Here is a 19812-nt window from a genome sequence, read left to right as displayed (position 1 = left end):
TCCTTCCTATGCGGGAAAGGAGACAGTTCCCGGCAGGAATCACGCGGGCTCGACCCGGAACACCCCGCACCGCCCGGCCACGGCCTCGAACGCCTCGGGCGTGACCGCCTCGACGACCCCGGCGTCGGCCATGATCTTCGAACCGTCCGTCATGCGGACCGGCCACACCCGCAGCACCGGCAGCGCGTCCTGCGGGTCGAGCTCGACGAGCCGCACCCGCTCACTGCGCTTGCCGGTCGACAACGTGGCCAGGCCGTCGGCGGCGCGGACGTTGCGCGCCCAGTCGGCGCCCGGGAAGCCCTCGAGCAGGTAGCGGTTCCCCTCGTGCTCCAGCACCGACAGCGGCGTGTTGCGCGGCTTGCCGCTCTTGCGGCCGGGCACGGTGAGCACCGGCAGCTCCTTCATGCCGACGCCGAGGCGCCGCAGCCCGAGGAAGACCTTGTTCATCGGCTTGAGCCAGCGGGGCGGCGTGGCGTTGCTCTGTGCGGTCATCGGCTCATCTCCTGGAATCGACGGACGGACAGCGGCCCGAAGACCGCGATGATCACGACTGGCCAGACGACGGCCATGAGGACGGGATGCTGCGCCACCCAGGAGCCGCCGCCCCAGCCCGGGTTGCCGAACAGCTCCCGGGCGGCTGCGGCGGTGGACGAGAGCGGGTTCCACTCCGCGATCGTGCCGAGGACCGCAGGCATCGCGGCCGGGGCGAGGAAGACCCCGGACAGGAACGCGACCGGGAACTCCAGCGCCTGGGCGGCGGTGACGGCCCCGGTGCCGCGGGCGAGCAGGCCGAGGTAGATGCCCACCCACAGCAGCGCGAACCGCAGCAGCAGGAGCAGCCCGACGGCGGCGAGCGCCGCGGGCAGGCCGCCGCTGATCCGCCAACCGATGGCCAGGCCGACGAGCACGAGCGCGACCAGGCCGATCGTCGAGATCGCGAGGTCCGCCGCCGCCCGCCCGACCAGCACCGCAGACGACGACATCGGCATCGAGCGGAACCGGTCGGTGATGCCCCGCTGGGCGTCGGTGACGACCGCGACCATCGTGCCGGCGAGCCCGGACAGCATCGTCATCGTCAACATGCCCGGGAGCAGCAGCTGCCGGTAGTCGCCGCCGGGCACCTGCAGCATCCCGCCCAGCAGGTACACGAAGATCAGCAGGATGAGGATCGGGAAGCCGATGCTCTCGGCCAGCTGGACGGGCTGGCGGCGCAGGTGGGCCAGGTAGCGGCGGGTGAGCGTCGCGGCGTCGGTGACCGCCCACCCGAGCCGGGAACCGGGCGCGGGGAGCACGCTCATGCCGGCACCTCCACGTCCGTGAGCTGCAGGAACACCTCGTCGAGGGTGGGTCGGCGCACGCTGAGGTCCTCCGCGTCGATGCCGTCGTGCTGCAGCCCGTGCACCACCGCGGCGAGCGCGTCCATCCGGTCCCGCACGGGTGCGGCGACCCGGCGGGTGGCCTCGTCCACATCGGCCGTCGTGCCGGCCACCCGCTCCACGAGCGCCGCGGCCTTGGGCAGGTCCGACGCGTGCCGGACGACGAGGTCGATGCGGTCGCCGCCGATGCGGGCGCGCAGCTCGTCCGGGGTGCCCTCGGCGACCACCCGGCCGCCCCCGCGCTCCGGCACTCCACCGGTGCGCGCTCCGCCGTCGCTCCGCACGGCCAGCACCGAGATCCGGTCGGCCAGCTGGTCTGCCTCGTCGAGGTACTGCGTGGTGAGCAGCACGGTGGTGCCGTCGGCGACGAGCGCGCGCACCGCGTCCCAGACCTCGGCGCGACCTCGCGGGTCCAGCCCGGTGGTCGGCTCGTCCAGGAACAGCACCGCGGGCGCGAGGATCATGCTCACCGCCAGGTCCAGCCGCCGGCGCATCCCGCCGGAGTACTTCGCGACCGGCCGCCGCGCCGCGTCGGTGAGGTCGAACCGCGCGAGCAGGTCGTCTGCGCGCTGCCGGGCGTCGGACGGGGACAGGTGGAACAGCCGGCCGAACATCACCAGGTTGCGGCGGCCGTCGAGGATCTCGTCGACGGCGGCGTACTGGCCCACCAGGCCGATGCGGCGTCGGACGTCGGACGCCTGCGTGGCGACGTCGTAGCCGTCGATCGTCGCGCGTCCCCCGTCGGCGCGCAGCAGCGTGGCGAGGATGCGGACGGCGGTGGTCTTGCCCGCCCCGTTGGGTCCGAGCAGGCCGTGCACGGTGCCGGACGGTACGGACAGGTCGAACCCGTCGAGCGCGTGCTCGGCGGATCCGGGGTATCGCTTGCGGAGCGCCTCGGCGCTCACCGCGACGGCCATGTTCCTCCCGATACTCAAGTTTGAACCCTGGAGCGGCGAGTGTGCCCGCCTGCGAAGGGGTATGCAAACTTGAATCGCCAGGAACCGGTCGGGCGTTACGCGTCCCGCGGCGGATAGGGCGGGAACTTCAGCTCGTGCCAACTGCCGGGCCTGCCCGGCGACCACGGCTCGCCCGCCATCGGGTAGGCGCCGGCGTCGAGGCGTTCGATGAGCCCGCGCGTCCACTCGGCGCTACCGGCCGAGTTGTGCTCCCACAAGCCGAACAGCTCCCGGACGTGCGGCGGGTCCACCAGCGCCTCGACCTGCGCGTGCGCCTTGTCCCGGGCCGCTTCGAGCGCGACGAGCCGCTCGCGCAGCAGCGCGACCGCCTCCGCGCGGGGGAGCGAGGGCAGCATCGCGAGGGCCGCACCCAGGAAGTCGGGACGCGGCTGCGGTCGGCGCAGCGCGTCGCGCAGCAGCTTCCGGTACTCGGCCTCGCCACGCTCGGTGAGCTCGTACTCGGTGCGCCCGGGGATGTCGTTGTGGTCGAGCAGGAAACCGCCCTCGGTGAGCGCGCGCAGCGCGTGGTAGATCGAGCCCCACTTGACGTTCGCCCACTCGTCGGCGCCCCACGCGAGCAGGTCGTTGCCGATCCGGTACCCGTGAGCGCGGCCGTACCCGCGCACGACGCCGAGCACCAGCAGGCGCGTCGCCGACACCCGACCACCTCCCGTCGCGGCCAGACTAGGCCACCCACCCCACCCCCCACCGCACCTTGGAGCCGTACTGCTGTTCTTCGGCGCTCCTGACAGCAGGATGGCTCCAAGGTGCGGTGGGTGCGGTCAGGTGTGCAGGGTGGCGCCCTTCAGGGCCTTGTCCACGGCGTTGCGCGGGCCGTGGACGGCGAGGCCCACCAGCTTCAGGTCGTCACGGGCGAGCGCGCGCACCGCGGCGCGGTTGGCCTCGTCGTGCCCCGTGCTGAACAGCTCCTCCGTGAACACGGCGGCGGGCAGGCCGCGGCGCACGGCCCGGTCGTGGGCGGCGGCCAGCACCTCCGCGTCGCCGGCGAAGACCAGCACCGGCTGGCGGAACATCGGCAGGTACGCGGTGCCGTCGGCGTCGGCGTAGGGCTCGCCCAGCAGTTCGGGGTCGGCCGCGATCCCGCCGGCGAGGAACGCGGTGACGTTCAACCGTTGCCAGACCTCGAGGTCGTCCCGCAGCAGCACAGCGATCTTGGTGTCGAAACGCACCCGTCGACACTGCCCCCGGACCACCGCCGGCTTCTTGTACGTTCTTGTCGTGGATGCCGTCCGTGCGTGGGCGCCGGATGTCCCCGGCATCGCCGAGGTCTTCCACGCGCGGTTCACCGACCACGCGTACCCCGAGCACGCCCACGACACCTGGACGCTCCTCGTCGTCGACGAGGGCGCGATCCGCTACGACCTGGACCGCCACGAGCACGGCGCCGTGTGCTCGGCCGTGACCCTGCTGCCGCCGCACGTGGCCCACACCGGCCGGGCCGCGTCCGTGCAGGGCTTCCGCAAGCGCGTGCTGTACCTCGACCGCGAGGTGCTCGACGAGTCGCTGATCGGTGCCGCGGTCGACAACCCGAGCGTGGGCGACACCCTGCTGCGCACCCGGATCCACCAGCTGCACCAGACTTTGACCGCTCCCGGGACCGGCCTCGAGGCCGAGAGCAGGCTCGCGCTGATCGGTGAGCGCATCCGCACGCACCTGCGCGCGCCCGCCGCCGAACCCGCACCCGACCGGCTCGCCGCCGACCTGCGCGACCTGCTCGACGCCCGCACGACCGAGGGGCTCACCCTCCGCGAGGCCTCCGCCGCGCTGCACGCCGACCCCGCGCACCTCGTGCGCCGCTTCACCCGCGCCTTCGGCCTGCCGCCGCACCGCTACCTCACCGGCAGGCGGATCGAATCGGCCCGGCGCCTCCTGCTCGCCGGCGCACCACCCGCGACCGTGGCCGTGGCCGTCGGTTTCCACGACCAGGCACACCTGCACCGCCATTTCACCCGGCTCGTCGGCACCACGCCCGGCCGGTTCGGCCGGACGCCCGCACCGTCCATGGCCTGACCCACCCGCACGACGCCGGCGGCGCATTCATTCCCGTACCGGCTCGCCCTCCCGGTCCAGGTGCAGCGGCAGGTCCCACATCGGGAACAGCGTGTCGACGTCGAGGAAGGAGGTGTACATGGAGATCCGGCCGTCGCGGATGCCGAGCACCTGCAGGGCCCACGCGTGGTAGCCCTCGCCGTCGGGGTTCGGCCGCCACTGCGCGAACGCCGGCATGCCGTTGGCGGCCACCGGCTGCAGCTTCGACCCCTTGCACGGCGCGCCCGGGCCGACCCACCACTTCTGGATGTCCTCGATGCCCTGCAGCCACAGGTCGAACGGCGGCATGTTGAGGATGGCGTCCTCGTGGAGCAGGTGGACGAGCGCGCCGACGTCGTAGCGTTCGAAGGCCTCCGCGTAGCGGGCGAGCAGCGCCTCGTGTTCCGCGTCCAGCTCGGCACTGCCCGCGGCGCCGGGCTCGGGCTGCTCCACGTGCTGCTCGGCGAGGGTTGCGCGGGCCCGCTGCAACGCGCTGTTGACCGAGGCGACGGTGGTGCCGAGCAGCTCGGCCACCTCGGAGGCCTTCCACTGCAGCACCTCGCGCAGGATCAGCACCGCGCGCTGGCGGGCGGGCAGGTGCTGCAGCGCGGCCACGAACGCCAGCCGCACCGACTCGCGCGAGACCGCGAGCTCCGCGGGGTCGGTGACCGTGGGCAGGACCCGGGCGTCGGGGATCGGCTCGAGCCACGAGACCTCCGGCCGCGGCGCGGGAACCGGGGCGTCGGCCGAACCGGCCGTGCCGAAATCCATCGGGGTGGCCCGGCGCTTGCGACTGTCGAGCATCGTCAGGCAGACGTTCGTGGCGATCTTGTACAGCCAGGACCGGACCGACGAGCGACCCTCGAACTTGTCGTACGAGCGCCACGCCCGGACCATCGTGTCCTGCACGGCGTCCTCGGCGTCGGCCGACGAGCCGAGCATGCGGTAGCAGTACGCCGTGAGTTCGACCCTGTGCTGTTCCCAGGTGCCGGACGGGGCGTCAGCGGTGACGGTCATCGGGGGTTCCCCTCTCGTGGAGCTGCCCGCGGCGCCGTGCCCAGCGCACGCTTCAGCGAGAGTAGAACCGGACACCGACAAATCCGAGCCCGTTCCGGGCACGATTCGGCCGAACGGCACTCAGGAGACGGGGGCGGCCACCGCACCGCGGCGGCGCACCAGCCGGTCCCGGGCTGCGAGCACCCCCGAGACTCCCTGGACCGCGAGCACCACGAGCAGCAGCACGAACGGCATCGTCCAGCCCCCGGTGGCGTCGCGCAGCGCGCCGACGGCGAAGGGACCCGCGGCCGCCACGACGTAGCCGACGCTCTGGGCCATGCCCGACAGCTGGGCGGCGTGCGCGGCGTCCGGCGCGCGGAGCGCCACGAACGTGAGCGAGAGACCCAGCGCCGCGCTCTGCGCGGTACCGAGCAGCACGACGGCCGCCACCTCGATCCCGGTCACGGCGAACACCCCGACCAGGCCGAGCCCCGCGACCGCGGTGACCACGACCACCAGCCCGCGCTGCGCCCGGGCCCGCGTGGCCAGCATCGGCGCGATCGTCGCACCGACGACCCCCGCAGCGCTCGTGAGCGAGAGCATCCAGCCCGCCGCGACCGGGTCGAAACCGCGGTCGACGAGCACGGCGGGCAGCCAGCCCATCACCGCGAAGTAGCTCAGCGACTGCAGACCCATGTAGGCGGTGACCTGCCAGGCGAGCGCGTCGCGCCAGAGCCCGCCCGGGCGCGGCTCGCCCTCGGACGTGGGCCGCGACACCCTGCGCACCTGCGGCACCCAGCACAGCAGCGCGACCACGGCGAACAGCACCCACACCAGGAGAGCGCCGTGCCACTCGAGCCCGGCGGCCTGCGCCACAGGCACCGTGATGCCGGCGGCGAGGGTGGCCCCGCCGGTGATGGCCATCGTGTAGAGCCCGGTCATCAGGCCTGTGCGGCCCGCGAAGTCCCGCTTGATCAGGCTCGGCAGCAGCACGTTGCCCACCGCGATCGCGGCCCCGACGAGCACGGTGCCGGCGAACAGGGCCACCAGCGGGCCGCTGGAACGCACCACGAAGCCCACGCACAGCACGACCAGCGCAGTCAGGAGGGCGCGCTCGATGCCGAACCGCCGGGCCAGCAGCGGCCCCGCGGGGGCGAGCAACCCGAAGCAGAGCACCGGCAACGCCGTGAGGATCCCGGCGGTGGTACCCGAGAGCCGCTCGCTCGCCTGGATCTGCGCCAGCACCGGCGCCACGCCGACGACCGCGGGTCGCATGTTGGCCGCGACGAGCACGATCGCGACCCCGATCCACCAGGCCGGTGCGCGCGCCGGACGCCCGGGAGGAGCGTCGGCGGGCGGCGTCACGGCTCGCGCTCGACGATCGTGCGCGCGGCATCGAGGTAGCGGCCTGCGGCCGCGCGCGCGGCGTCCGGATCGGCCGCCGCGATGGCCTCGGCGAGCTCGTCGTGTCCGGGGAACGCAGCGGGGTCGTCGTCGTGCTCGTCGATCTCGGTGACGCTGCGCTGCAGCGCCTCGGTCAGCCCGGCGTACAGGTCGATCAGCACCGGGTTCCCGGTGGCGGCGATCACGGCGCGGTGGAACGCGACATCCGCTTCGACGAACACCGCCCGGTCGGTGACCAGGCATGCGGCCCGGCGGGCGGCGGCGGCCGCCCGGATGGCCACGACGTCGGCGGCCGTGCGGTGTGCCGCGGCCGCAGCCGCGGCGTCGCGCTCCAGGCTCGCGCGGACGGCGAGGACGTGCCCGCTCGTGGTGCGCCGCGCCCGGCGCAGGAGGGCGGCGCCGAGGTCGCTGGAAGCGCGGACGTACGTGCCGTCGCCGCGCCTCGGTTCCAGCAGGCCGGCGTGCTCCAGCGCGCGCACCGCCTCCCGCACGGTGTTGCGGCCGACCCCGAGCGCCGCGACCAGTTCCGGTTCCGGTGGGATCTTCGCGCCGACCGGCCACTCGCCGTCGGCGATCAACGACTCCATCTGGGCCATGACCTCGTCGCACAGCCGCCCGGCGCGCACTGCCGTGAGTCCCATCGAAAGAGCCTAACAACCCATGTTTTGCGCGCCGGTAGCGTCCGTGGTGTGGCCCTGATCTACCAAGCCCGGATCGTTCCCACCAAGGCGGAGCTGCTGTCCGGCTGGCTCCCGTCCCGCTCCTGGGCCGGCGCAGCGCCGTTCGAGCTGCTCGCGGCGTACCGGTTCGACGACCCGGCGCAGGAGGTGGGCATCGAGACCCATCTCGTCGGCACCGCGCAAGGAGACGTGCTCCACATACCGCTCACCTACCGCGGCGTTCCCCTCGACGGCGCCGACGACGCCCTGATCGGCACCATGCAGCACTCGCGCCTCGGGCGCCGGTGGGTCTACGACGGCTGCGCCGATCCCGTGTACGCCGCGGCGCTCGCGGCGGCGATCCTGACCGGCGGCCGGCAGGCCGAGGAATGGGTCGAGAAGGACACCGGCCGCGAGTTGCGGGCGGCCACGGCGCAGGTGACCGGCAGCGGCCGGCCCGGCACCGCGGTCCCGGTGATCCACACCGCGACGGCCACGGACGGCGCGACGGCCACGACGATCGACGCGTCGGGCCGCGAGTTCGTGGTGCTGCGCTCACTCGACGCCACCGCGAGCCCCGACGGCGCGCCCACGCTCGTCGGCACCTGGCCCGGTCGCGGGGAGCCGTCGCTGCTGGCCTTCGCGCCGGCCTGACGTCCCGGCGCGCAGGGACAGCGGGTCCCGGTTCAGCCGGCCGCGACGAGCCGGTCCCGGCCCGCCAGCGCGCCCATCGTGGCCTGGGCGATGAACACGCCGAGCAGGAGCAGGATCGGCACCGTCCAGGAACCGGTCAGATCGTGCAGCGCGCCGACCGCGAAAGGGCCGGTGGCGGCACCGATGTAGCCCACGCACTGCGCCATGCCCGACAGCTGCGCTGCGTGAGCGGCATCGGGGGAGCGCAGCACCATCAGCGTGAGCGAGAGTCCTAGCGCGGCACCCTGCCCGACACCGAGCAGTGCCATCGACACGATCTCCGCGCCGGGCAGCAGGAGGACCCCGAGCAGCCCGAGGGCAGCCACGGCGGTGAGACCGGCGGCGACCGCCCGCTGCTGCCGCAGGCGCGTGGCGAGCATCGGCGCAGCCATCGAGCCGCTGAGCCCGACGATGCTCGCGAGGGCGAGCAGCCACCCGGCGGTGGCCGGATCGAACCCCCGGTCGACGAAGATCACGGGAAGCCACGCCGCCGTGGCGTAGAAGCCGAGCGACTGCAGCCCCATGAATGCGGTGACCTGCCAGGCGAGCGGGCTGCGCCACAGACCCCGCACGCGCACCTCGCGCATCCCGCGGGCGCGGTCCACCCATCGCACATGGGGCAGCCAGCACAAGAGGGCGACCAGCGCGAACAGGCTCCAGAACGCGAGAGCGCCGCGCCAGTCGACACCGAGCGCCCGCGCCACCGGCACGGTGGTCCCGGCGGCCAGCGCACCACCGGCGGAGATCGCCATCGAGTAGATGCCCGTCATGGAGCCGGTGCGGTGCGGGAAGTCGCGCTTGATCAGCCCGGGCAGCAGGACGTTCCCGATCGCGATCGCCGAGCCGACCAGCACCGCGCCGGCGAACAGGGTGGCGGTCGGGCCGCTCGAGCGGACGGCGAGGCCGAGGGTGATCAGCACGAGCGCGCCGAGCAGGGTGCGTCCGATGCCGAAGCGGCGGGCCAGGCGCGGCGCCGCCGGGGCGAGCAGCCCGAAGCACAGCACGGGCAACGCGGTCAGCACGCCGGATGCCGTCGCGGAGAGCCCGAGGCTGCGCTGGATCTCCGGGAGCACCGGGGCCACGCCGACCACGGCAGGTCGCAGGTTCGCTGCGACGAGCACGATGGCGGCCGCGAACCACCAGGTCGTGCGGGCTCGGGGGCGGGCGCCGACGTCGGCGAGAGCGTTCACCAGTGCGTCCGCAGCGCAGTCCCGACCACGGAATGAGCCTAACATCCTACGTTTGGAAGCTGTAGGAGCAGCCGGGGTCACGAGACGGGTGGAGCCCCTTCTGGTCGCTGTGAGGCCGGGTCGGTGCCGTCCGGTCGGACGATGCGTGTCACGGCGGTGATGACGGCGTACCGGTGCGCCGCGATCCGTTCCGGAGCCTGCGGGTCACCACCGTCGGCCCTCAGCAGGCCGACGGGTGTCAGGTACCAGGCTTGCGAGACCGCGTAGATGAAGACGAGAAGGTCGACGGCGGTCAGCGGGGCGCTGTCGGCGCCGGCGACGGCGGTGGTCTTCGCGAGGTAGCTCTCCAGCGGCTCGGACGCCGCCCGGGGGCGCTCGAGCTGTGCCCACATGTTGATCCGGAGGGCCGCGGGTTCGCGCTGGTGGTAGTCGAACAGCTCGCCCGCCCATGCCGGTAGATCGTCCGGTCGGGGCGGGACCCTCGCGGCCATGGACTGGATCGCGCTGGTGAGCGCGGCGTCGAAGAGCCCGTCCTTGTTGCCGAAGTAGGCGTAGATCATCCGGATGTTGGTTCCGGCCTCCCGGGCGATCCGTTCGACACGGCCGCCGGCGTGGCCGTGCTCGGCGAACTCCGCGACTGCCGCCTGGAGGATGCGGGCCTTCGTCGCCTGAGCATCGCGTGGGGGCATGTGGTCTCCGTCTCGGTGCGGGCGTTGACGCCGGGCTGACGCGACCCTACATTGGCGATAAGTCAGTAATTACTTACTTCAGCGAAGGGGCACGCTCATGACAGAACACCGGATCGCCTTGGTCACCGGCGCGAACCGAGGGCTCGGGCGCAGCACCGCGCTCGCACTCGCCCGCCGTGACGCGAAGGTCGTCGTGACCTACCGGGATGGCGCGGTGGGAGCCGCGGAGACCGTGCGGATGATCCAGGACGCGGGCGGTGACGCGGTCGCGAAGCGGCTCGACATCAGCGACGTCGGGTCGTTCGCGACCTTCACCACCGAGCTGACCGACGAGATCCGCGCCCGATGGGGGAGCGGCAAGCTCGACGTCCTGGTGAACAACGCCGGCATCGGTCTGTTCGGTCGGCTCGAGGACGTCACGGTGGAGAGCTTCGACGCGCTCGTGCACACCAACCTCCGCGGCACGTTCTTCCTCATCCAGGCGCTCGTGCCACACCTCGCCGAGGGCGGCCGCATCATCAACGTGTCGACCTCCCTGACCCGTCACGTCAGCCCGGGAACGTCGGTCTACTCGGCGTCGAAGGCGGCGGTGGAGGCCTTCTCCCGCAGCCTGGCCGCCGAGCTCGGCCCGCGCGGCATCCGGATCAACACGGTCGCCCCCGGCCCGAGCGCCACCGACTTCAACGGCGGCGCCATGCGCGACGACCCCGAGCTGCGGGTGGCCCTCGCCGCGCAGACCGCGCTCGGCCGGGTCGGCAAGCCCGAGGAGATCGGCGACGCCATCGCCGCGCTCGCCTCCGAGGACATGCGCTGGATCACCGCGGAACGCATCGAGGTCTCCGGGGGAGCCCTCCTGTGACGACCGGTGGGTCGCGGCCGCTTCAGCCCGTGGCGGCGAGCCGGAACTCCAGGAGGCAGCGCTGGTCGCTCACGTCCGTCACGGCATCGAGGGTCAGCCCGTGGGCCGCGGCCAGGGCGTCGAGCTCGTCGATCCGACGTTCCCGACCACCGAAGATCGCGAGCATGGCCAGGTCGAACCCGGTGCTGTCACGCCGGCCGCCGACGGGCTCGATGACCAGGACGCGACCGGTCGGGGGCACGGCCTCCACGCAACGGCCGAGAATCCGGTGCGCGCCGTCGTCGTCCCAGTCGTGCAGGATGTCGCACAGCAGGTAGGCATCCGCCCCGCGAGGGAGGGGGTCGAAGAAGCTCCCCGCTGTCACCTGGGCCCGATCCGCCAGGCGTTGTGCGGCGAAGGTGCCGCGCGCCCCGTCCGCGGTGGGCTCGAGGTCGACCAGGTGACCGCGCATCCGGGGATGGGCGGCCAGGATCGCGGCGAGGAGCGTGCCGTGCCCGCCCCCGACGTCGACGACGGTGGGGAAGCGGCCCCAGTCGTACCCGGCCAGGATCTGCGGGACCTGGTCGCGGAACCGGTGCGTCATCTGCTGGTCGAACGATTCACGCAGGTGCGGGAACCGGGCGAGGTCGGCCCAGAAGTCCTGGCCGTGGCGGCGCGGGTAGGCGGCGCCGCCGGTGGTGATGCTGTGCAGGAGTTCCACGAGGGCCATCTCTGCGCGACCGCCGGCCATGTCCAGGTGCAGGAAGTTGACCAGGCCGTTGTCGGCGTCGGCGCACAGGGACGCCCCGTAGTCGGTGGTCCGGTGACCCGTGGACGCACGCTCGACGATCCCGAGTGTCGCGAGGTGGCCGAGCAGCAGCTCGAGCGCCACCGGTGACACGTTCAGTTCGGTGGCGACCTGCTCGGTGCTGACGCCGTCGCCGCGCAGCCGGTCCGGTAGACCCAGGGTCACCGCCACACGCAGAGCCATCGGTGTGGCCAAGCCGGCCATGGTCCGGATCGAGGCGATGTCGTGTGCGGTCACGAAGGTCAACGCTGGCATGCCTGTCAATCGGATTGGGGCCGGCCCTCCCTCGGCCGGGCCTCGAACCCGATAACTGTCATAACGTCGATTATCGGTTCACACAGGCCGGGTGCTGAGGACCTGGTTCACGGCCTGAGAGCACGCCGGGTGGACCGCTCGGCTTCGTCGATGATCGCTTCGACTCGCGCCGGCGGCGGGGTCGAGATCAGCTGCAGCGCGATCCCGCGAAGGAGGCCCACCAGGGACACGGCCGTCGCCTCCGGGTCGGCATCCGCTCGCACCGAGCCGTCGCAGATCCCTTCACGGACCTTGTCGGCGAGGAGCCGACGGAAGCTGGCGTCATCTTCCGCGTAGAGCGGCATCAGGACGGGATCGGCGGCAATCGCCTCGCCCCACATCTGCAGGAACGCGGCGGCAGACGGCCGTCGGCTGGTGACGTTCTCGAGGTAGGCGCGAACCGCCGCCGCCAGCCAGTCCGCGGCGCTGTCCCCACGATCCGGGACGGTGAAGGTCCGAGCATCGCGCATCACCGCGCGGAGCAGATTCTCGCGGTTGCCGAAGTGGTGGGAGACGATCCCTCGGCTGTAGCCTGCGGCCTCGCCGACCTCGGCCAGGGTGAGCGCACGTGACCCGCGCCGGGCGATCAGCGCCGTCGCGGCAGCCAGCACCTTGCGTTCGGTCTCTTCGCGACGCTCTTGCTGCGTGCGGCGAGCGGGAGGCTGATCGGGCATCAGGACTGCTCACACATCGGGACAAGCGTATACCGGGCTCGAGCGGTGGCTGCAGCACCGCCGCGTTCGGCTGCGCCGGGACAGTTCGATGGTCATTTTATACTTGTGTGTCACCCAACAAGTATCAGCGAGGCAGCTTCCTGCGCGCACTCCCCTCGTCCTGGTCCACGGCAACCCCGAGTCCGCAACCATCTGGGGTCCACTCATCGGGGAGCTCGACCGCGCCGACGCGATCGTCCTGTCCCGCCCGGGTTCGGCGTCCCCGCTCCCCCGGCTTCGACTCGTCGGCCACGACCTCGCCCCTTTCAGCAGTCGAAAACCGACCAGCAGATGTCGTTGCGCAGCCGCTGGTCATCGAGCACGAGTTCGCGGATCGCCTCCGGGAGCAGGTCGCGCTGCCACCGGCACTCGAGTCGACCCGCGGCCTCGGACCCGCCGGACGGAGCGGCAGCGCGCGCGGCCTTGATCGCGTAGGCAGCGGCGCCGAGCTCGTGGGCGGCGACGTGGGCAACCGCCCCGGCCTGGCCGGCGGCATACGCGGCATGGCGCGCTGCCCCTCGCTTGTCGCGTGCCGCCCCCATGGCATGGCCACCGGCGGCGCGGGACGCCATCATCCCGACCTCGCCACGGACCCAGGCCCGGACGTGCTCGATCGCCTGGCGTGGTCGCGGATCCCCGGGGTGAGCGGACTCGAACAGGTGCAGGACGTGCTCGGCGCAGGAAGCTGCCCAGAGGGCCAGCAGGTGGTGATCGGGATCCGTCAGGGTCCCGCCGCGGCGGAGGGTCACCAAACGCGGGTCACGCACCTTCGACAGGATCATGCCGGGCAGCTCCTCCTCCGTCAGCGGCGGCACCCTGGGTGGCCGGGCAACAACTGTCATAATCTCGAAGATCGGACGACCCCGAACCCGAAGTGTGCCCCCGGCCGGAGGGCGGCCTGTTCCTCCAGGGTATGGCCGGTGCTACGCGCTGGACGCGTCCGGTGCCGCGACCGCCGGCGCGGTCACACCACCGCTGGGGCGACCGGCCGGTAAGGGCTGTGCAAGGTCAGCGTGGCGACCAGGCTGACCAGTGCGGCGGCAACGACGTACCAGGCCACCGCGATGAGCCCGCCGGAGGCGGTCGCGAGCAGGGTCGCGATGATCGGGGCGAAGGCACCGCCCAGCAGGCCGCCGATGCCGTACGCCACCGACGCGCCGCTGTAGCGGATCTCGGTGGGGAACGCCTCGGTCAGGTAGGCGCCGTAGGGACCGGTCATCAGGGCGATGGTGAGTGCCGCGACGATCGAGCCGACGTAGAGGCCGACCCCCGATCCGGACTGGACCAGCGCGAAGTACGGGACCGCCCAGATTCCCATGGCGACGATCCCGGCGACGAGCACCCGCTTGCGGCCGAGCCGTCCGGCGAGCACGGCCGCGAGCGGCAGCGCGAGCGCCCACAGCACCGCCGCGACCATCGTGACCGTGAGCATCGCCGACGCGCTGTGCAGCCCGGCCTGGGCGGCGTAGCCCAGCACGAACGCGAGGAGCAGGTTGCCCAGCACCGACGCGGCGATGGTGATCCCGGAGGCCGGGACCCAGATCTTCGGGGCGCGGAACACGTCGGCGATCGGGGCCCGACGGACGGTGTTCTGCGCGCGGAGCCGCTCGAACTCCGGGCTCTCGTCCAGCTTCAGCCGGATCACCAGGCCGACGACGACGAGCACGGCACTGGCCAGGAACGGGATCCGCCACCCCCAGCCGACGAAGCCCTCGTCTCCCGTGCCCAGCCGCACCACGAGGAAGACCATGCTGGACAGCACCACGCCGAGCGGCAGCCCTACCTGGGGCAGCGAGCTGAACAGCGTGCGCTGGGCCGGGGTGCTGGCGTGCTCGAGCGCCAGCAGGGTGGCGCCGCCCCACTCGCCGCCGACCGCGAGGCCCTGGGCGAGCCGGATGAGCACCAGCAGGACCGGCGCGACGACGCCGATCGTCTCGTAGGTCGGCAGGATGCCGATCAGCGCCGTGCCGACCCCCATCACGAGCAGGGAGAGCACCAGCATCCGCTTGCGGCCGACCCGGTCGCCGAAGTGCCCGATCAGTGCCCCGCCGATGGGCCGGGCGACGAAGCCGATGGCGAACGTCGACAGGGCCGCCAGCGTGCTCGCCACGTCCGACGTGCTCGGGAAGAACTGCGGGCCGAACACCAGCGTGGCGGCCAGCGCGTAGATGAAGAAGTCGTACCACTCGATGGTGGTGCCGATCAGGCCGGCCAGCGCGACGCGCCAGGGACTGGTCGTCCCCGCGGTGGCTCCGGGAGCGCGGGTGTCGGACATCGTCGTCCTCTCGGGGGAAGGTGTCACAGGTCGAGCACGAGCCGGGCGGAGCGGGCGCGGGAGACGCACGGCAGCAGCCGGTCGCCCGCCGCGTGCTCCTCGTCGGTGAGGACGGAGTCGCGATGGTCGGGGGTGCCCGCGAGGACGGCCGTCGCGCAGGTGCCGCAGGTGCCCTCCTCGCAGGAGGTGAGGATGTCGACGCCCGCCTCGACCAGCACGTCGACGATCGACCGGTGGGCGGGGACCGCCAGCTCCCCACCGCTGGCCGCCAGCTCCACGACGAACGCGGTGTCGACGGCGTCGGGGGCGATCTCCGTGGGACTGAACCGCTCCGTGCGCAGCGGCAACCCGCGGGCTGTGCACACGGCCTCCGCCGCGGCGATCAGCGGTTCCGGACCGCAGCAGTAGACCGCGGTGCCCGGCGGCGCGGCGTCGACGGCGGCGTCGAGGTCGATCAGGCCGGTCTCGTCCTGGGGAACCAGGGTGACCCGGCCCCCGTCGACGGCACCGATTTCGGCGGCATACGCCATCGAGGTCCGGGTGCGGCCGCCGTAGTGCAGCGTCCATGCAGCGCCGGAGGACGACACCTGCCGGACCATCGTCCTCAGCGGGGTGATCCCGATGCCGCCGGCGAGGAACAGGTAGCTCGCCGCGGGCTCCAGCGGGAAGTGGTTGCGCGGCCCGCGCAGCGTGACCTCGTCCCCCACGTCCAGCCGGTCGTGCAGCCACGCCGAGCCGCCCCGGCCGTCCGCCTGTCGCAGCACCGCGATCCGGTAGGTGGTGCGGTCGGCCGGATCGCCGCACAGCGAGTACTGGCGGACCAGCCCGTCCCCGGTGACGACGTCGACGTGCGCGCCGGGCTCCCACGCGGGCAGCTCCCCGCCGGCCACCGGACGCAGGGCGAACTCCACCACGTCCTCGGCGAGCACGCTGCGCCCGTCGACGACGACCCTGACCTCGCTCACGGGGCGCCCTCCGGGGTGAAGGAGACGGGCAGGGCGTAGTGGGTCATCAGGGAACCGCCGACCAGGCCGCTCTCGACCGGGTCGCCGTCCAGCCGCAGGTCCGGGAGCCGGTCGAGGAGCCTGCCCAGCGCGATCCGCAGCTCGGCCCTGGCGAGGTGCTGGCCCTGGCACACGTGCGCTCCGGCGCCGAAGGCGACGTGCCGATTGCGCGTGCGGGCGCGGTCGAACGTCTCCGGATCGCGGAACTCCCGCGGATCGCGGTTCGCGGCGGCGAGGTCGAGCAGCACCCGCTCCCCCTCGGGAAGCTCGCGGTCGCCGACCTGCACGGGGCAGCGCAGGGTCCGGGCGAACAGCTGCAGCGGGGTGGTGAGCCGCAGGCTCTCCTCGATCACCCGGGGCAGGCCGCGCCGGTCGGCGCGCAGCTCGTCCCGCAGGCCGGGCAGGGTCAGGACGTGCCGGATCAGCCCGCCGAGCGCCGATCCGGTGGAGTGGTGACCGCCCACGATGTAGGCGAGCAGCAGACCGGTGGCACCGGCCTCGTCGATCACCTTGCCCTGTACGACCCCGCTCGCCATCTCGGTGAGCAGGTCCTCGCGCGGGCGCTCCCGGCGATCGGCCAACCAGCGCTGGGTGGTCTCGTGGAACTCGGCGTACCGCGCGGGGAACGCGACGGAGCCCATGGCGGCGTAGAGCGCGGCGGCGATCCCCCGCGCCCGGACGGCCTCGCCCTGGTCGAGCCCGATCATCCGGCCGATCACGATCGCGGGCAGCGGTTCGGCCAGCTGGTCGACGAGGTCGGCCGTGCCCGCGGCGGCGAAGTCGTCGATCAGCAGGTCGACGACCGCGGTGATCACCGGCTCGAGCGCCTTCACCGCGCGCGGCGTCAGCGGTCCGTCCAGGACACGACGCCACTGCGCGTGCTCCGGATCGTCGAACTCCAGTGCCGGGACGCGCGGGCGCAGCGCGCTGGTGGGGATCTTCACTCCGTCCGCGGAGGAGAAGGACGCCGGGTCGGTCAACGCGCCGCGGACGTTCTCGTAGCGGGTGAGGTAGTCGAACCCGCCGTGTCGGTCACTGTGGACCACCGGGCAGGCCTCGCGCATGTCGGCGTGGGCGCGTCGGACCTCGGTGGCGGAAAGGGTGCCGTCGAGGTGGTCGAAGGCGCGATCGGTGCTGGTCACGGGAGACTCCTTCGTCTGCACTGACGGGTCGATCCAGCGTCGCTCTCGCCACGGGAGGGGTCTATCCACCTCGCGCGGCGCTGTCCGCGCCGCGCGAGGCGTGCAGGGTGGTCGACGGGGTGATCCCGTAGCGCAGCCGGTAGTCGCGGGCGAACCGGCCCAGGTGGAGGAACCCGCACGCCAGGGACACGTCGGCCACGGTGCCCGTGCCGCCGGGCGCGGACAGGGCCCGGTGGGCGCGTTCCAGCCGGAGCTCGCGCTGGTAACCCGTGAGCGAGGCGCCGAACCGGCTCCGGAAGCCTTCCTGCAGCGTGCGCAGCGAGACCCCCGCGTCCCGGGCGAGCTCCTCGGGCCGCAGCGGTGCCACGGGGTCGCCCGCGAGTGCCTCCGCGGCGACGCCCGCCGCGCGGTACCCGCGGGCCCCGCCGCCGCGCAGCATCGCCTCCGCCCGATCGTGCGGCTGGGCCAGCAGCAGCGACGTGACCAGCATCCGTTCGAGCTCGAGCCCGGCGCCTGCGGGCAGGATCCCGCTGTCGAACCGGTCCACCGTGGACACCGCCAGGCGCAGGACGCCGGTCCAGGCGGAGTCGTCCGGCACGGTCAGTCCGAAGACCAGCCCGCGGGCGGGCTCGGCGCCGATCCGGGTGTAGCCCCGCTCGACGACCGCGCGGGGCAGCTTCGCCGCGACCTGCGCCGTCCCCGGCGCGAACCGCAGCCGCAACCGCTCCCCCGGCGAGATCACGCAGGCCCGCCCGGCGCCGATCCGGCCGGTGCCCGCCTCCCCTTCGACGTCCAGGCCGCCGCTGAGGACGAGCAGCAGGGTGTAGTAGTCCATCGGGACGCCGGCGGTGACCTCGGCCGCGCCGTCGTAGAGCGCGGAGAGCAACGTCGAGTCGCCGATCCGGACGGCGTGCAGCCGGGAGCCGAACTCCCGGGGCCGCGTGGCCCGCAGCCGGTGCGCCGACATCACCCGCCCCGCCGCCTCCTGCGCCTCGTCGAGGGCGGTGGTCCGCAGCCGGGCGTGCCGGCGCAGCGGCAGTGCCGGCCTCACGCCCGTCACGCCCGCGGTTCGGGGCCCAGGCCCTCGGCGAGCTCCCGCAGATGCCGACGGTCGATCTTGCCGACCTGGCTGACCCGCGGCATCTCCGCCAGCACGACGACCCGCTCCGGCCACTTGTACTTGGCGACCTGCCGCTCCTCGAAGTGCCCGCGGACCTCCGCGAGGTCGAGCGCGGAGCCGTCCCTGGTCACGACGAACGCACAGGCCCGCTCGCCCAGCCGGGGATCCGGCATCGCGACCAGCGCCGCCTCCGCGACGGCGGGGTGGGAGGCCAGCAGCAGCTCGACCTCCTCGGTGTTGATCTTCTCGCCACCGCGGCTGATCATGTTCTTGATCCGGCCCTCGACGGTGTAGCACCGGGCGCCGTCGATGACCCGCTCGGCCATCAGGTCACCGGTCCGGTAGAAGCCGTCGGCGGTGAAGGCCCGGCGGTTGTGCTCGGCGGCGTCGTAGTAGCCGAGCAGGGTGTAGGGCCCACGGGTGCACAGCTCCCCCACCTCGCCGGGCGCGACCTCGTCCTCGGTGCCGGGCTCGTAGAGCCGGATCTCGTCGGCGGTCGAGATCGGCACGCCGACGCTCTCGGCCCGGGCGTCGAGGGGGTGGTCGAGCGGGGTGATCAGGCACAGGCCCTCGCTCATCCCGAAGATCTGACCCGCCCAGATCCCCCGCGACTCCAGCACGTCGAAGTGCCCGCGGGGGACCTTCTTCCCGCTGAACAGCACCCGCCGCAGCGTCGGCGCGGCGCGCAGGCCCTCGTCGAGCGCGACGTCGTAGGCGAAGGGGCCGAGCAGGACGTCGGTGGCCCCGCCGCCCACGACGAGGTCGATCGCGGTCTTCGCGTCGGGCGTGCCGAGGACCAGGGTGGCGCCGACGCTGTGCGGGCCCTGCAGGCCGATGATCACGCCCGCGTTGTGCACGATCGGCATCATGAACGCGATGCGGTCGCCGGCGCCCCAGCCCATGGCGCGGGCCAGGCTCGCGCCGTAGAGCCGGTACGGCGCCTGCAGGCACGGGATCACCTTGGGCACGCCCGTGGTGCCCCCGGAGAGCTGGAACACCGCCAACGACTGCAGCCCGAGCCCGGCCTGGATGTCTTCGACGAGGCTGCGGGCCTGCGCGGGATCGATGTCGTCGCCGAGCCGGTCGAGCGCGACCGCGCGGGGGTCGGTGGGATCCCCGTCGGAGACCAGGACGGCCCGCTCGGTGCCCGCGGCCTGCGCGACGGCGAAGGCGACCAGGTCGAAGCGGGGATCGGCGGCCGCGACGAGGTGCGCGACCGGGTTCGTCTGCCGGGCGATCTCGGAGATCTCGTGGCCGCGGTGCAGCGGCAGCGTGCAGACCGGCACGAGACCGGCCTTGAGCAGCGCGTACCAGGCCACCACGGTGTTCAGCGTGTTGTGCAACTGCAGCAGCACCGCGCCGCCGGGTTCGAGGCCGAGCCGGAGCAGGCCTGCGGCGCGCAGGTCGGTGATGCGGTCCAGCTCGGCGAACGTGATGCGGTCCGGGCCGCAGACCACGGCGTCCCGGTCGGGGTGGTGCCGCGCGATCGCGTGCAGGTGCTGGGCGATCGTCTGGGGCTCCCAGAGGCCCTCGCGGACGTAACGGGCCTCGACCTCGGGGGCATAGCGGACGATCTTGGCGTCGGAAGCGAGCGTCATCGCACGTC

The 19812-nt window shown here is 73.1% G+C and carries 21 protein-coding genes; 3 read left to right on the top strand and 18 right to left on the bottom strand.

The genetic code is table 11. From position 1 onward, the window contains the following. Positions 1–39: 39 nt before the first annotated feature. From CFP66_RS30115 to CFP66_RS30095, 5 genes are all read right to left on the bottom strand, one after another. Complete coding sequence (locus tag CFP66_RS30115; RefSeq protein WP_094928594.1) at positions 40–492, bottom strand: nitroreductase/quinone reductase family protein; 453 nt, start codon at positions 490–492, stop codon at positions 40–42. Beyond that, positions 489–1298 (bottom strand): ABC transporter permease, encoded by an 810-nt coding sequence (locus tag CFP66_RS30110; protein ID WP_094928593.1) that lies wholly within the window; start codon positions 1296–1298, stop codon positions 489–491. The genes CFP66_RS30115 and CFP66_RS30110 overlap by 4 nt, the downstream gene beginning before the upstream one ends. Then, a complete protein-coding gene (locus CFP66_RS30105) occupies positions 1295–2293 on the bottom strand; it encodes an ATP-binding cassette domain-containing protein (protein WP_094928592.1) in 999 nt (332 codons plus the stop codon). Before CFP66_RS30105 ends, CFP66_RS30110 begins: the two co-directional genes overlap by 4 nt. Before the next feature lie 95 nt (positions 2294–2388). Beyond that, positions 2389–2991: a PadR family transcriptional regulator gene (locus CFP66_RS30100; RefSeq protein WP_094928591.1), complete on the bottom strand. Its 603-nt coding sequence runs from the start codon at positions 2989–2991 to the stop codon at positions 2389–2391. A gap of 123 nt (positions 2992–3114) precedes the next feature. Then, entirely contained in the window at positions 3115–3522 is a 408-nt protein-coding gene (locus tag CFP66_RS30095; RefSeq protein WP_233159827.1) for a DUF2000 domain-containing protein, read from the bottom strand. Positions 3523–3571: 49 nt separating this feature from the next. Between CFP66_RS30095 and CFP66_RS30090 the strand changes: the two genes are divergently transcribed. Then, a complete protein-coding gene (locus CFP66_RS30090; protein ID WP_094928590.1) occupies positions 3572–4363 on the top strand; it encodes an AraC family transcriptional regulator in 792 nt (263 codons plus the stop codon). Positions 4364–4390: 27 nt separating this feature from the next. On the opposite strand, the gene CFP66_RS30085 is transcribed toward CFP66_RS30090, so the two are convergent. The 3 genes from CFP66_RS30085 to CFP66_RS30075 all read right to left on the bottom strand — a co-directional run bounded on the left by CFP66_RS30085 (position 4391) and on the right by CFP66_RS30075 (position 7422). Beyond that, a complete protein-coding gene (locus CFP66_RS30085) occupies positions 4391–5398 on the bottom strand; it encodes a sigma-70 family RNA polymerase sigma factor (protein WP_094928589.1) in 1008 nt (335 codons plus the stop codon). A gap of 120 nt (positions 5399–5518) precedes the next feature. Next, positions 5519–6742 carry an MFS transporter gene (locus CFP66_RS30080; RefSeq protein WP_233159826.1) on the bottom strand — a complete coding sequence of 408 codons (1224 nt, stop codon included), beginning with the start codon at positions 6740–6742 and terminating at the stop codon, positions 5519–5521. Continuing rightward, positions 6739–7422: a FadR/GntR family transcriptional regulator gene (locus CFP66_RS30075; RefSeq protein ID WP_094928588.1), complete on the bottom strand. Its 684-nt coding sequence runs from the start codon at positions 7420–7422 to the stop codon at positions 6739–6741. Before CFP66_RS30075 ends, CFP66_RS30080 begins: the two co-directional genes overlap by 4 nt. 48 nt (positions 7423–7470) lie before the next feature. Here CFP66_RS30075 and CFP66_RS30070 point away from each other — a divergent pair, with 48 nt between their 5' ends. Beyond that, a complete protein-coding gene (locus CFP66_RS30070) occupies positions 7471–8094 on the top strand; it encodes a hypothetical protein (protein WP_094928587.1) in 624 nt (207 codons plus the stop codon). A 32-nt stretch (positions 8095–8126) separates the two neighbouring features. Here the strand turns inward: CFP66_RS30070 and CFP66_RS30065 are convergent, their stop codons facing one another. Then, positions 8127–9323, bottom strand: coding sequence for an MFS transporter (locus CFP66_RS30065; protein WP_233159825.1), 1197 nt, complete (start codon positions 9321–9323; stop codon positions 8127–8129). A 77-nt stretch (positions 9324–9400) separates the two neighbouring features. Further along, positions 9401–10012: a TetR family transcriptional regulator gene (locus CFP66_RS30060; protein ID WP_094928585.1), complete on the bottom strand. Its 612-nt coding sequence runs from the start codon at positions 10010–10012 to the stop codon at positions 9401–9403. 97 nt (positions 10013–10109) lie between these two features. Here CFP66_RS30060 and CFP66_RS30055 point away from each other — a divergent pair, with 97 nt between their 5' ends. Next, the gene (locus CFP66_RS30055) at positions 10110–10871 is read left to right on the top strand and encodes an SDR family NAD(P)-dependent oxidoreductase (protein ID WP_094928584.1); all 762 of its coding nucleotides are present in this window, start codon (positions 10110–10112) and stop codon (positions 10869–10871) included. A gap of 22 nt (positions 10872–10893) precedes the next feature. Here CFP66_RS30055 and CFP66_RS30050 read toward each other — a convergent pair whose 3' ends face one another. The 8 genes from CFP66_RS30050 to CFP66_RS30015 all read right to left on the bottom strand — a co-directional run bounded on the left by CFP66_RS30050 (position 10894) and on the right by CFP66_RS30015 (position 19804). After that, positions 10894–11895 (bottom strand): methyltransferase, encoded by a 1002-nt coding sequence (locus CFP66_RS30050; protein ID WP_369805202.1) that lies wholly within the window; start codon positions 11893–11895, stop codon positions 10894–10896. Between the two features lie 125 nt (positions 11896–12020). Then, positions 12021–12626 carry a TetR/AcrR family transcriptional regulator gene (locus tag CFP66_RS30045; protein WP_094928582.1) on the bottom strand — a complete coding sequence of 202 codons (606 nt, stop codon included), beginning with the start codon at positions 12624–12626 and terminating at the stop codon, positions 12021–12023. Positions 12627–12931: 305 nt separating this feature from the next. Then, positions 12932–13447, bottom strand: a complete 516-nt coding sequence (locus CFP66_RS30040) for a putative immunity protein (RefSeq protein WP_094928665.1) — start codon at positions 13445–13447, stop codon at positions 12932–12934. 182 nt (positions 13448–13629) lie between these two features. Next, positions 13630–14940 (bottom strand): MFS transporter, encoded by a 1311-nt coding sequence (locus CFP66_RS30035; RefSeq protein WP_094928581.1) that lies wholly within the window; start codon positions 14938–14940, stop codon positions 13630–13632. Between the two features lie 23 nt (positions 14941–14963). Beyond that, positions 14964–15905 carry a PDR/VanB family oxidoreductase gene (locus CFP66_RS30030; protein WP_094928580.1) on the bottom strand — a complete coding sequence of 314 codons (942 nt, stop codon included), beginning with the start codon at positions 15903–15905 and terminating at the stop codon, positions 14964–14966. Then, the gene (locus tag CFP66_RS30025) at positions 15902–17086 is read right to left on the bottom strand and encodes a cytochrome P450 (RefSeq protein ID WP_094928579.1); all 1185 of its coding nucleotides are present in this window, start codon (positions 17084–17086) and stop codon (positions 15902–15904) included. The genes CFP66_RS30030 and CFP66_RS30025 overlap by 4 nt, the downstream gene beginning before the upstream one ends. A 61-nt stretch (positions 17087–17147) precedes the next feature. After that, positions 17148–18137 carry an AraC family transcriptional regulator gene (locus CFP66_RS30020; RefSeq protein ID WP_143517422.1) on the bottom strand — a complete coding sequence of 330 codons (990 nt, stop codon included), beginning with the start codon at positions 18135–18137 and terminating at the stop codon, positions 17148–17150. A 5-nt stretch (positions 18138–18142) separates the two neighbouring features. Next, on the bottom strand, positions 18143–19804 hold the full coding sequence (locus CFP66_RS30015) for an AMP-binding protein (RefSeq protein WP_094928577.1): 1662 nt from the start codon (positions 19802–19804) through the stop codon (positions 18143–18145). Positions 19805–19812: the final 8 nt, after the last annotated feature.

This window comes from Pseudonocardia sp. MH-G8 (assembly GCF_002262885.1).
Lineage (GTDB): Bacteria > Actinomycetota > Actinomycetes > Mycobacteriales > Pseudonocardiaceae > Pseudonocardia.
This window is presented reverse-complemented; position numbering and strand designations above follow the sequence as displayed.

Excerpts from the sequence above, each read along its gene's own strand:
- CFP66_RS30115 (WP_094928594.1), bottom strand. The coding sequence starts at position 492 with ATGACCGCACAGAGCAACGCCACGCCGCCCCGCTGGCTCAAGCCGATG.
- CFP66_RS30045 (WP_094928582.1), bottom strand. The coding sequence starts at position 12,626 with ATGCCCGATCAGCCTCCCGCTCGCCGCACGCAGCAAGAGCGTCGCGAA.
- CFP66_RS30105 (WP_094928592.1), bottom strand. The coding sequence starts at position 2,293 with ATGGCCGTCGCGGTGAGCGCCGAGGCGCTCCGCAAGCGATACCCCGGA.
- CFP66_RS30060 (WP_094928585.1), bottom strand. The coding sequence starts at position 10,012 with ATGCCCCCACGCGATGCTCAGGCGACGAAGGCCCGCATCCTCCAGGCG.
- CFP66_RS30055 (WP_094928584.1), top strand. The coding sequence starts at position 10,110 with ATGACAGAACACCGGATCGCCTTGGTCACCGGCGCGAACCGAGGGCTC.
- CFP66_RS30110 (WP_094928593.1), bottom strand. The coding sequence starts at position 1,298 with ATGAGCGTGCTCCCCGCGCCCGGTTCCCGGCTCGGGTGGGCGGTCACC.
- CFP66_RS30015 (WP_094928577.1), bottom strand. The coding sequence starts at position 19,804 with ATGACGCTCGCTTCCGACGCCAAGATCGTCCGCTATGCCCCCGAGGTC.
- CFP66_RS30085 (WP_094928589.1), bottom strand. The coding sequence starts at position 5,398 with ATGACCGTCACCGCTGACGCCCCGTCCGGCACCTGGGAACAGCACAGG.
- CFP66_RS30075 (WP_094928588.1), bottom strand. The coding sequence starts at position 7,422 with ATGGGACTCACGGCAGTGCGCGCCGGGCGGCTGTGCGACGAGGTCATG.
- CFP66_RS30040 (WP_094928665.1), bottom strand. The coding sequence starts at position 13,447 with ATGATCCTGTCGAAGGTGCGTGACCCGCGTTTGGTGACCCTCCGCCGC.
- CFP66_RS30035 (WP_094928581.1), bottom strand. The coding sequence starts at position 14,940 with ATGTCCGACACCCGCGCTCCCGGAGCCACCGCGGGGACGACCAGTCCC.